General features: G+C 30.9%; 7 protein-coding genes, 1 tRNA gene, 1 rRNA gene and 2 other annotated features. Of the genes, 2 read left to right on the top strand and 7 right to left on the bottom strand.

Annotation, left to right across the window (positions count from 1 at the left end):
- Positions 1–166 precede the first annotated feature (166 nt).
- Positions 167–2,299, top strand: coding sequence for a methyl-accepting chemotaxis protein (locus TCEL_RS10325; protein WP_018663795.1), 2,133 nt, complete (start codon positions 167–169; stop codon positions 2,297–2,299).
- A 15-nt stretch (positions 2,300–2,314) separates the two neighbouring features.
- Here the strand turns inward: TCEL_RS10325 and TCEL_RS10330 are convergent, their stop codons facing one another.
- Both TCEL_RS10330 and TCEL_RS10335 read right to left on the bottom strand, forming a co-directional pair.
- A complete protein-coding gene (locus TCEL_RS10330) occupies positions 2,315–5,656 on the bottom strand; it encodes a TSCPD domain-containing protein (protein ID WP_018663796.1) in 3,342 nt (1,113 codons plus the stop codon).
- 213 nt (positions 5,657–5,869) lie between these two features.
- Positions 5,870–6,715, bottom strand: coding sequence for a CPBP family glutamic-type intramembrane protease (locus tag TCEL_RS10335; RefSeq protein WP_018663797.1), 846 nt, complete (start codon positions 6,713–6,715; stop codon positions 5,870–5,872).
- 26 nt (positions 6,716–6,741) lie between these two features.
- On the opposite strand from TCEL_RS10335, the gene TCEL_RS10340 reads away from it, so the two are divergent.
- Positions 6,742–7,347 carry a DNA-3-methyladenine glycosylase gene (locus TCEL_RS10340; protein ID WP_018663798.1) on the top strand — a complete coding sequence of 202 codons (606 nt, stop codon included), beginning with the start codon at positions 6,742–6,744 and terminating at the stop codon, positions 7,345–7,347.
- A gap of 17 nt (positions 7,348–7,364) precedes the next feature.
- Here TCEL_RS10340 and TCEL_RS10345 read toward each other — a convergent pair whose 3' ends face one another.
- The 5 genes from TCEL_RS10345 to rrf all read right to left on the bottom strand — a co-directional run bounded on the left by TCEL_RS10345 (position 7,365) and on the right by rrf (position 11,566).
- A complete protein-coding gene (locus TCEL_RS10345) occupies positions 7,365–8,765 on the bottom strand; it encodes an aspartate aminotransferase family protein (protein WP_018663799.1) in 1,401 nt (466 codons plus the stop codon).
- A gap of 12 nt (positions 8,766–8,777) precedes the next feature.
- Complete coding sequence (locus TCEL_RS10350) at positions 8,778–10,103, bottom strand: acyl-CoA reductase (RefSeq protein WP_018663800.1); 1,326 nt, start codon at positions 10,101–10,103, stop codon at positions 8,778–8,780.
- Positions 10,090–11,223 carry a LuxE/PaaK family acyltransferase gene (locus TCEL_RS10355; protein ID WP_018663801.1) on the bottom strand — a complete coding sequence of 378 codons (1,134 nt, stop codon included), beginning with the start codon at positions 11,221–11,223 and terminating at the stop codon, positions 10,090–10,092. Before TCEL_RS10355 ends, TCEL_RS10350 begins: the two co-directional genes overlap by 14 nt.
- Positions 11,224–11,368: 145 nt before the next feature.
- Positions 11,369–11,443, bottom strand: a tRNA-Asn gene (locus tag TCEL_RS10360).
- Positions 11,444–11,455: 12 nt separating this feature from the next.
- A 5S ribosomal RNA gene (gene rrf, locus TCEL_RS14410) occupies positions 11,456–11,566 on the bottom strand.
- Between the two features lie 40 nt (positions 11,567–11,606).
- Positions 11,607–11,869, bottom strand: a sequence feature (23S ribosomal RNA rRNA prediction is too short).
- A 19-nt stretch (positions 11,870–11,888) separates the two neighbouring features.
- Positions 11,889–11,998, bottom strand: a sequence feature (23S ribosomal RNA rRNA prediction is too short).
- Between the last annotated feature and the right edge of the window lie 9 nt (positions 11,999–12,007).

Consider the following 12,007-nt stretch of genomic DNA (forward strand, 5'->3'; position numbering starts at 1 on the left):
ATTTTAAAACTAGTATGTAAATCAATATTTTTTTATATGTTAAATCTACGTTAATTAAAAATTACGTTAAATCTACGTTAATTATGTTAAAATTTGTCCTATTTTGTTGTTTTTATGCTATTACAACCTTATATTTATTATTGAGAACACTTAGGGGGTAATATATATGAAGTTTAATGGATTGCCTAAAATTAAACTGCCAAAATTTAAACCCAAAAAACTTAAATTAAACTTTAAAAAATTTGAATTTAAATTAAAGAAAATAAAGCTTGATAAACTAAAAATATATAAGCTAAATTTAAAAAATTTCAACTTAAAAACAGTAAAATCTCAAATTATAACTGCTATGATTCTAATATCACTTCTTCCTGTATTAATATTCAATTTCATTTCTAGCTCCTTCTTAATAAAAACTATTGAAAAGAATTACACCAGCTCAATTCAACAGACATCAGAAAAGTTAAATAACTTAATAAATGAAAAACTAACTTCCTTTGAAGGGTTACTTACACTCTTTTGTGAAAACAAAACAATTAAAACACATGTATATGATTTAAATTCAGAAGAACTTTCTGATGAGTTTAAAAAGGCTATGTCATCAAATGTAAATATAAGAAATGTATTTATATCAAACGTCAATGGTAAAACCTTCTTCTTTCCTAACAACAGTTTAAATATAGATATATCTACAACCTCAGAAATCTATAATAAAACTATAAAAAATTTCAATAATCCCTACTGGAGTAGTACTATAAAAGAAAAGGATAACAATAAAACATCCATAATTGTTGCAAAAACCATATATGATAATGAAAACAATATTGCTGGAATAGTTGGATTTACCATTTCATTGACAGACTTTCTAAAAGCTTTTGAGGGATTTGTTACAGAAAATAGCGGACAAGTATTTCTTATAGATCAAGACGGTAAGATAATTACAACTAGACAGGCACAATATATCGATAAAAATATTGGAGAATATATAAAGGATAAAAATATAATAAAGGATGTAATAGAAGGTAAAAAGGCTTTAAAGCAAACTTATTTTAATAACACCAAAAGCTTTATATTCTATCAAAACAATTTTAAGTCTAACTGGAAAATAGTTGCTCAACTAAATAAAAAAGATATTTATTCTAAATCACTATTTATGTTCTATACAATGGCTTTTGTATTTTTTATATTCATAGTAATTTCAGTTGGCATAGGATATATGTTTTCAAACAACATAAATAAAAAATTAAAGAAATTAGCTAAACATATGGATGTAATTGGACAAGGAGATTTGACAGTAGATGTAAATATTGAGTCCCATGATGAATTTGGTGAGCTTTCAAAATATGTAAATAAAATGCAAACAAATATGAAGCAACTGATAGAAGAAATAAAGACAGCCTCAGATATATTAATGACTTCATCACAAAATCTAAATAATGATACATCATCATTATTTAAAAGTTCAGATATAGTTGAAATAGCTATGCAAGAGATATCATCTGGTACTGAAAACCAAAAAAGAGAAATATCAAATTCTATTGAAATAGCTAAAGCTTTTGTGCATGACGCTAAAATACTAGATGAAAAAAGATGTGAACTTATTAATGAAAGCTACAATATAGAAGGATCAAATAAGATTGCATTACAATCTATAAATAACCTAAAAGAAAAGAACAATTATACAATTAAGTCAATGCATGATGTTGAAAGACAGATAGAGCTACTTGTAAATCATATAAAAAATATAAATTCTGTTGTAAATGTAATTAATCAGATATCCTATCAAACAAATCTACTTGCACTTAATGCTTCTATTGAGGCTGCACGAGCTGGAGAAGCTGGAAGAAGTTTTTCTGTTGTCGCAAATGAAATAAGAAAGCTGTCAGAAGAAACACGTCTATCTACAAACAATATAAGAAAAATTATTGAAGACATACAGAAACTAACTAATTCTACAATCGAATATACACAAACTATAAAAGAAAACATACTAATTCAAAGCGAAGCCGTAAAAACAACAGAAGATTCCTTTGAATATTTAAATGGCACAGTAGAAAAAATGTTAAATTCGTTAAACAGCATGTACGACATAATAAATGAAATTACAGGTAAAAGCAGTACCCTTGAAAACAGTATAAAAAATACTTTAGCTGTATCAGAGCAATTTTTAGAAACAGCCCAAACATCTTCACTGCATGTTTTAAATCAAATTGAAGAAATCAAAAATATAAAACTTCAGGCAGATAATCTAATAAATCTTTCTGAAAATCTTAATAGTACTATAAATAAATTTAGGGTGTAGAAATACTTCTACACCCTAACTACATTTAGAATACCCACAACTTGGGCATATTACACAGCCATCCTGATGAGTTATTTCATTACCACATTCTGGACATTTAATTTTTGATTTCTTACTAGAATTTGCAATAAGGTCTTCTATTTCCTCAGCAGGTTTAATATTAAAATCCTTAAATCCATTAACTCTCTTTATATCAAGTAAAGTTTCAATAGTCCTTGCTATTGCATCAGGACAGGATAATACCTTAATATCCTTATTATTTGCCCTCTGTCTTAATGTTGAATGACATCTTATTCCCTTTAACTGTTCTATTATTTCCTTCACATCCATTCCACTTCTTAATGCAATGGAAACAAGCCTTGCAGTTGCCTCAGATTGTGATGGACAACCACCTGCTTTGCCCACATTAGTGAATACTTCACATATTCCATTATCATCATAATTAACAGTAATATATAGATTTCCGCATCCTACCCTTACCTTTTCAGTAATTCCCATTGTTATTTCTGGGCGCTCTCTTGGAATATGCTCATCTGCCTTAGCTTCCTTATTTTTTCCTATATTTATAACTTGACCTTCTCTACTTCCATCTCTATATATTGTAACTCCCTTACATCCAAGCCTATAGGCAAGAAGATAAACAGTCTTTACATCTTCGACAGTTGCTGAATTTTTAAAGTTTACTGTTTTTGAAACCGCATTATCGGTGTATTTTTGGAAGGCTGCCTGCATCTTTATATGCCATATCGGTTCTATTTCGTGGGCTGTTACAAATATCTTCTTAATTTCATCAGGAACTTCCTTTATACCTTCTAATGTACCCTTTTCAGCTATTTTATCTATAAGATCCTTTGAATAAATTCCTCTCTTTTTTAATACATCTTCAAGTAAATAGTTAACCTCCACAAGCTTTTCATTATCTAATACATTTCTCCAAAAAGCTAATGCAAAAAGGGGCTCTATACCTGATGAAACACCTGCTAATATGCTTATTGTTCCTGTCGGTGCTATTGTTGTTGTAGTTGCATTCCTTAAAGGCTCTCCATCCCTATATATACTATTTTTAAATTCTGGAAATGCTCCCCTTGATTTTGCAAGTCTTCTACTTGCCTCTTTTGATTTATCATTTATAAATTTCATTATATTCTCTGCAAACTCTACTGCCTTTTCTGAATTATAAGGTATATTTAGTTTTATCAGCATATCTGCAAATCCCATCACACCAAGACCTATTTTCCTTGTTCTTTTTGTCATAGCCTCTATTTCCCTTAAAGGATATACATTTACATCAATTACATTATCTAAAAAGTGAACTGCATTAAATACAGTCTCCTCTAAAAGTTGGTAATCTACTTCATATTCTTTTCCATTCCACTTAACCATATTTGCAAGATTTATTGACCCTAAATTGCAGCTTTCAAAAGGAAGTAGAGGCTGCTCACCGCAATTGTGAACTACTATTCCATTTGCTATGAGTGAATTTGTAACTGGTTCTATAACATCATAAACCTCACACTCTTCCCATTCTTTTATCTCTTTAACTTTAAACTTATAATATATGTTCTTACGCGATTCTCTACAAATCTCATTTAATTTTTGATTCTTTTCTTTATGTGTTAAGGCACCTATAACCTCTTTAAATTTAATAATATCATTTCCATTTATAATCAATTCATAAAAGTTATTGCTTGTATAAGTCTTTTCTTCGCCATTTTTATTCCTATATTTAAACTGTGATTGATTTTTCTTGGTTCTATTATAAATCTTACTTGTTATTCCTAAATTTAAAAGAATTAATTGAACATCAAATAGTAAATCCTTAGAAGCAGAAGACAATCTAATATCCCTATGATCTTCATCTACATAATTTACAGTACCATCTGCACTAAAAATACCATCTAAAAAAGCTGCAATTGTCTCTTTAGACGCTGTAAATATAGCCTTAGGAACCCTCTTAAAAGGTGCCCTTTTTGCTTCTATTCCAAGTTCCTTTATCTTTTCAACAAATTCCTTCCTTTTAAACAATATTTGCCAAATACCGTTTTCCCTCTTATTTACTATTCCTTTTCCACCATTATATTTCTGAGAAATCTCCTGTATTTTATCCATTATATACTTTTCATTTTCTGCAAACACAGCACCTAAAACCTTTCCATCAAAGGTGAGCCAACCATCTCCTAATATATATCCTAATAAAAATCCAAGTTCCCTTCCAATACTATCTTCCTTTACAAGCACACCTTCTCCACTTTGTATCAAAACTTCGTCTTCTACAGATAAATCTTTAGCCATCTTCCATCCATCTACAGTCATAACCTTATGTTCTGGTGTCAATATAAGATATTGTCCATTGCTTAACTCTATCCTTAATGTTCTTCTAATTCCTGTTTTTATTATTTTTGCACTCCTTAGCTTAACTCCAATTCCTTCATTCAATACCCTGTTATCTGTTAATATTTCAACCTCTTTGTCCCCATACTCGCTATACAGTTCAGATATCTTCTTCAACCCTTCCTTTGTGGATATCAATGTATCTTTATGCAAACAAGGATTAGTACTCTCTATTTCACCCAAATGAGGCGTAGGATTAAACTTATTCATCCTATCTATAAAAACTATACCAGGTTCTCCATTCTTCCAAGCCATTTTAACTATTAAGTCAAATACTTCTCTTGCATTTAATCTTCCCTTTACTTTTTTAGTGTTTGGATCTATTAAATCATAGTCCTCTCCCTTTATCACAGCCTCCATAAATTTTTCTGTTACTGCTACACTTATGTTAAAATTATTTATCGCATTATTGTCTTCTTTACACCTTATAAACTCTAGAATGTCAGGGTGATCAACCCTAAGAATTCCCATATTTGCACCCCTTCTGGTTCCCCCCTGCTTTACTGCTTCTGTTGCTGCATCAAATACCTTCATAAAACTTACAGGACCTGAAGCAACTCCTCCAGTTGATTTTACACTTGAACCACTCGGTCTTAATCTTGAAAAGCTAAACCCTGTTCCACCACCGGATTTATGAATAAGTGCTGCATTTTTTATAGAGTCAAATATCCCCTCCATTGAGTCTTCAACAGGAAGCACAAAGCAAGCAGAAAGCTGACCAAGAGGCCTTCCTGCATTCATTAAAGTTGGAGAATTAGGGAGAAAGTTTAAACTTTTCATCATCTCATAAAATATTTTTTCTGTCTTTTGCACGTCTGCATTCTCATCATAAAATTTATCTGCCTCTGCAACTGTTTTTGCTACCCTATGTAACATATCATCTGGAGTTTCTAGTATGTTTCCATTTTCATCCTTTGCTAAATATCTTTTTTCAAGAACCTTTATAGCATTATTAGAAAATCCCATAAAAACCGCCCCTTACTATATTTAGTATTATTATATAACCTAAACACTAAATATAGTATCATATTGTTAGATATTTTAAAATTAAATTTTTATCTATTAACATTAGTTATCATAGAAAATTCCTGTTGTATTTTCCTTTTTTTCTTTTTTACATAAAAACTTAAAAAAATAAAAAAGACAGTATATATGTATATATACTGTCTTTATAGATATCTAACCTTCTAAAGTACGTCTATTAAATACACCCATCCATTTTAAAACATAAATATCAGCTAAAGACATCACTATTAAAAATATAATGCTTCCAAATATACCATACTCTCCACCGCTTATTATATCATAATTACCATAAATTAAATTTATAACAGATAAAAAATCTAACTTATCTGGTTCGAAACTTAATGAAAATATAAAGTTTGATGTAAAAAACCATATAAAATTAGCAGCAAGTGTATAAATCAAATTATTATATTTAATATATATCAAATTTAAAAACATAGAGTATAAAAATAAGTTAAGCATAAATATTAAATTAAAGCCTCTACTTAACACGTTAAAAACTACATAAACTAGCGCAACTATTAATACTGATGTCTTCTTTTTAAAGGGAAGAGTATTTAAAATAAAACCTCTCAATATAATCTCTTCTATAAAAGCAAATGATAATGATATAATTAATCCTGTTAAAATAACAGCTACTATATCTTCAATATAAAGCTTATCCCATATATAATTATATACATAATACTTTTTAATACCTAAAAGAACAATTGTAATAAATATATTAACTATAAATGTAAACAATAAAATGTTAATAAGTTTTTTATAGTTTATTTTCTTAATATCTAAATTGATAAATTCTAATAAATTTCCTTTAACAAAAATCCTGATATTAAATAATACAATTAAAACAGATATTAAAGAATGTATCACATTAAATAAATATTCATTTTTAAAATAAATGGATAAATAATTTAATGCTGCTTCTGAAATATATAATCCTAATGCACTTAATATTAAAAACAATATTATTCGCAATGTAACATATATTCTATTCAAAATATCATTCCTTTCTGGAGGTAGTTATGCTTACAAAAGAATTTTATTTAAGAGATACTTTAACAGTCGCTAAGGAACTTCTCGGTAAAAACATTGTAAGAAATATTAACGGTCACAAACTTGTTGCTAGAATAGTTGAAACAGAAGCCTATATAGGTCCACATGATAAAGCAGCACATTCTTATAATAACAAAAGAACCAAAAAAAATGAAGTAATGTTTGAAGAAGGTGGCCATGCATATATATATTTCATATATGGTATGTACTATTGCTTTAATATCGTTACTGAAGAAAAGGGAAAACCTAGTGCTGTTTTAATTAGGGCTGTTGAACCTATTGAAGGTATTGAATATATGTGTAATCTAAGATATAAAAATGAGTTAAGTAATATAACTAAAAATCAATATAAAAATTTAACCAATGGTCCTTCTAAACTCTGTCTTGCACTAGGTCTTGATAAAAATCTAAATGGCATACATTTATTTTCAGATATCCTCTATCTTGAAGATGTTGGCTACAACAACTTTGATATAGTTGAAACCACAAGAATTAACATTGACTATGCAGAAGAAGCAAGATTTTATCCTTGGAGATTTTACATCAAAGACAATGCATGGGTTTCACAAAAATAGTGGCTTAATATTAGCCACTATTTTTTAAAGAAAGATCTTATTACCTGCTTACCACTCTCCAAACCTAAGCTTAAAAATCCACTATTTTTTTCAAATATGTCCTGTAGAGCATATATTACTCTATCTATCTCATCATATTCTACAGTTAATGGTGGTTCAAGTCTTATAACATTTGGATTGTTTAATGTATATGCTGTTATTATTCCATAATCATTCATAAGTTTTCCTGCAACTAATGATGCAAAGTACTCCTTTGATAGTTCTGACAGCTTACCAACTGTAATTTTATTTAATATTCCCTTTGGCTCTTCAAATTCAATTCCAATCATTAAACCTCTTCCTCTAACATCTTTTATAACTTCATATTTAGACTTAAGCTCATGTAGTCTTTTTATAAAATAATCTCCCTTTTCCCTTGCCTGTTTGTCTAAACTATTTTCAAATATATATTCTATTGTGGCAATACCAGCAGCACATGATAATGTATTTCCTCCAAATGTTGATGTATGTAAAAAGGCCTTATCTACAGTTCCATATGCCTTTTTCCATATTTCATCCTTTGCTATATATCCACCTATTGGCATTATTCCTCCACCTATTGATTTAGCAAAACAAACTATATCTGGAATTATTTCCTCCGACTGATAAGCAAACATATAACCCGTTCTTCCAAAGCCTGTTTGAATTTCATCAATGATTAAATATACACCATACTTATCACATATCTCTCTTACCCTTTTAAGATATCCTGTAGGTGGAACATTTATTCCACCCTCACCCTGTATAGGCTCCACAATAAATGCTGCAAACCCACCTATTTTAAGTAGTTCTTCTAAGGCCCTATCATCTCCATAAGGAACAGGATAACAATCAGGAACCAAAGGCTTAAATGGATTTTGGTATTTTTCTCTTCCTGTTACAGATAATGCTCCCATTGATTTACCATGAAAAGAATTTTGACAATATGCTATTTTACTTTTTCCACTTGCAATTTTAGCAATTTTTAAGGCTCCCTCTACCGCTTCTGCACCACTATTTGCAAAAAAGCTTCTCTTTAGATGTCCATTAGTTAAAAGTGAAAGATTTTTAGCAAGAGCTCCTGCAAAGTTATATATAGAAGCTTGTAATATATTTGGAAGTCCTATTACCTTTTTTATCCTTTCTAAAACATAATCATTATTATGACCTATATTTAACGCTCCATATCCACCTAAAAAATCTATATATTCTCTTCCATCTTCATCGTAAACCTTTGTTCCTTTTGCCTTTACAAAGTGCTTATCAAAATCAAGTAGACCTAAAAGTTGTACTGCAGCTGAATTAACATATTCTTTATAGTTTTCCCTAACATCATTTCTTTTAAAATTCAATGCATCATCAATTGTAATAAAACCCCTATAATAATCTTTAGCCTTCATAATAATTCCCCCTTAATCTTTTTGTAGACTTACAACATATGTTAATTCGCTTAAATTGTATATGCCATCATGAGATGTACCTGCCTTGTGAAAAGACATGCTACCAGGCATTGTTACTATACTTACTCCACATAATGTTGCTTTTTCTATAAAATCCAAATCATCACCACAGTATCCCATTGTCTGTAGATATCCCTTCAAGTTTTTCTGTATATATTCAATTACTTGATCTTTACTTTCATACGGGCATACATATATAAACCTACTAAAACACATATCAATTTCCCTGTTATTTGGAAAATCATTGGAATAAACAATAGTATAGTCTGAAGTTTTACTGCTTATAATCTTAAAATTATCATTTTCCATATTCTTTAATATCATATACTGTCTATCCTGAAGGGTTTTAATAGAACTAAAATAATCATAGTAACCTTTAGGTAAATAATTTAAAGTTTCTTCTAACGCATTCTTTAATTCTTCCAAAAACTCTTCTTTATTTATTTTTGCATTTAAAAATATAATTCGTGGAGATAAACAAGCTTTTTGTTCCCAAAGTGACATATCAAGTGCAATTCCTTTTATATCTTCTATACTTGGTTCTTTATCAACTACTTCAAAACTTACTTTAGGGCCATGTTCAATAAAATGAATAGAATATTTTGAGCAGAGATTTGCCATATAATCTCTTGATTGCTTTCCTCCCCAATGAATTACACAATCACTATTTGAAACAATATAATCATAGATATCTGCTAATGAACTATCAAAATATATGATTGATAATCTATCCTTTATACTTTCATCTAACTCAACTAAACTTTTATAAAAGGCATAGGCAAAATAAGGTTCATCCTTTGAAACTTTAACTAAATTAACATTTTTTGATATAAGCCCCATTGCAATACTTACTGGAATAACTATAAAAGCATTACCGGATACATTATGAAAGACAAGTCCCCTCGGCTGCCTGTGAACCATACCATAGTAAGTCTCAACCCAATTATCCAAAATATCAATATTACCCAATTCCTCATTGATAAGAAGATTAACATTTTCCTTTAAAAGCCCCTTCATGACACCTTCAAGCTCAAATAACACCAGTTCTTTGCTCTGATTAGTTATTTTAGCTATATTTTCTACATGTATTTTGGAATATTCTCTATCTAACCACATTTTTGCGCATGCATCTAATAAGTCAATTGTATACTTTGTATCTATTTGATGTGCATTAATTTTATTTCTTTTTAATTTTTCCATTACTAATTGAATATCTGAAATATCATATACTGGAACATCAACAATACAATCATTATAATCTCTTTTAATTATTTCCAACACCATCACCCCCTAAAGTTGCACCACAGCCCTTAGCTTCAGTCCCCTTTACTCTTCCAATTATTTTTATAACCATACCCTCATAACCACATTCTGGACACCTATGATAAGATACAACTTCCCCAATATCATCAACAAGAACACTTGCTCCAGCAAAAGATTTTGTTCCATATGCATTAAGTACCTGAATAAAACCTCTCTCTCCCTCTTTAACAGGCTTTAATGTCTTTATATCTCTTACAATAACTCTTGCATATTCTGGAACATGGAATAGGTAATCCCTATAGTTTTTACTATAGTGTCCAGTCATAGTAAAGCTATTCTCAGTAAAGGAATATGTGTCTGTAAAATTTTCTTGTGGGATGCCCAAGAAATTTGAAACTTCTTCTACAAATCTCCACCTTTCAATAAATGTTCCAATGTTTATATTTCCCTTTCTACCATCCCATCCCCCTCCACCTGTGTGTACAAATGACTTATCACCTAATTCTACCGGTTTAATATTCTCTTTCAACCTTATTACAGTACCAAAGAAAAGAGGGGTTGAACCTCCTAAGGCTGCTCTATGATTTTTTCCATTATGTGTTTGAATATAGTTGATAAAAGATTGAACATCAACTTCAAATTTATTATTATTTAACTTTAAAAGATGAATTGTATCATCTCTGTAAGTATAGATGTCAACAATATTTCCTAAATAAGATTCACATACTTTATCTAAAAATATACCTCTATTATAGGACTTCATATCTTCGGCTTTAGGAAAAAATGTACACTCATAATCTCTGTCTATTTTATGCCTCATTTCATCTTCTAAAACAAATCTTCGCAAAGTATCAATATCCTCTTTGCTTCTACCAACTATACTAGGATCCCCACTAGTGCTACTTGATATAGTCCATTTATAAATATCCTTAATATCTCCCCTTAAAAGTTTGGTAAACAATCCATAGGATTTTTTGAAAGATGTTGATAATATAAATGGAACATAGTATAAGTCATCCTCACATTTTAAGTCCCTGTAAGGATTAAACCCCTCATTTTCACATAGTTTTTTATATGCTAAACATTCCTCATACTGCCCCTGTAAATTAGTTTTAAAATCATTAAAAAAACCCATTTACTCACCCCCTACTTTTGTGCACAATATGTGCATATCCTTATTATATCAATATATAGAATTTATTACAATTATTCATAAATAATTCCAAATTTTTTTTGAACAAAAATAAAGAGGTTGCTTTTGCAACCTCATATATTCTAGATGGCTCCACGGAGAGGACTCGAACCTCCAACCCTCCGGTTAACAGCCGGATGCTCCACCATTGAGCTACCGTGGAATATTAAGTTTGATCCGGCAACGACCTACTCTCCCACACCGCATTAGTGCAGTGTCATCGGCCCGCGGTTAAATAAAGTGTTTGGAATGGAACGGGTGTTTCCTCCGCGGCATAGTCACCGGATTAGTTCTTTCAAAACTGCACAGCCTATATGATCAAGCCCTCGACCTATTAGTACCAGTCAGCTAAACGCCTTACGACGCTTACACCTCTGGCCTATCAACCTGGTGTTCTTCCAGGGGTCTTACTAGCTTAACGCTATGGGAAATCTCATCTTGAGGTGGGCTTCGCGCTTAGATGCCTTCAGCGCTTATCCCATCCGAACATGGCTACCCAGCTGTGCCGCTGGCGCGACAACTGGTGCACCAGAGGTTCGTCCATCCCGGTCCTCTCGTACTAAGGACAGCTCCTCTCAAATTTCCTACGCCCGCGACGGATAGGGACCGAACTGTCTCACGACGTTCTGAACCCAGCTCGCGTGCCGCTTTAATGGGCGAACAGCCCAACCCTTGGGACCTACTTCAGCCCCAGGATGCGACGAGCCGACATCGAGGTGCCAAACCT

Origin of the sequence: Thermobrachium celere DSM 8682, assembly GCF_000430995.1 — a bacterium.
In the GTDB taxonomy this organism is placed as follows: Bacteria; Bacillota; Clostridia; order Clostridiales; family Caloramatoraceae; genus Thermobrachium; species Thermobrachium celere.

Coding starts and splice junctions, on each gene's coding strand:
- TCEL_RS10345 (WP_018663799.1), bottom strand. CDS start 8,765: ATGAAGGCTAAAGATTATTATAGGGGTTTTATTACAATTGATGATGCA.
- TCEL_RS10340 (WP_018663798.1), top strand. CDS start 6,742: ATGCTTACAAAAGAATTTTATTTAAGAGATACTTTAACAGTCGCTAAG.
- TCEL_RS10330 (WP_018663796.1), bottom strand. CDS start 5,656: ATGGGATTTTCTAATAATGCTATAAAGGTTCTTGAAAAAAGATATTTA.
- TCEL_RS10355 (WP_018663801.1), bottom strand. CDS start 11,223: ATGGGTTTTTTTAATGATTTTAAAACTAATTTACAGGGGCAGTATGAG.
- TCEL_RS10325 (WP_018663795.1), top strand. CDS start 167: ATGAAGTTTAATGGATTGCCTAAAATTAAACTGCCAAAATTTAAACCC.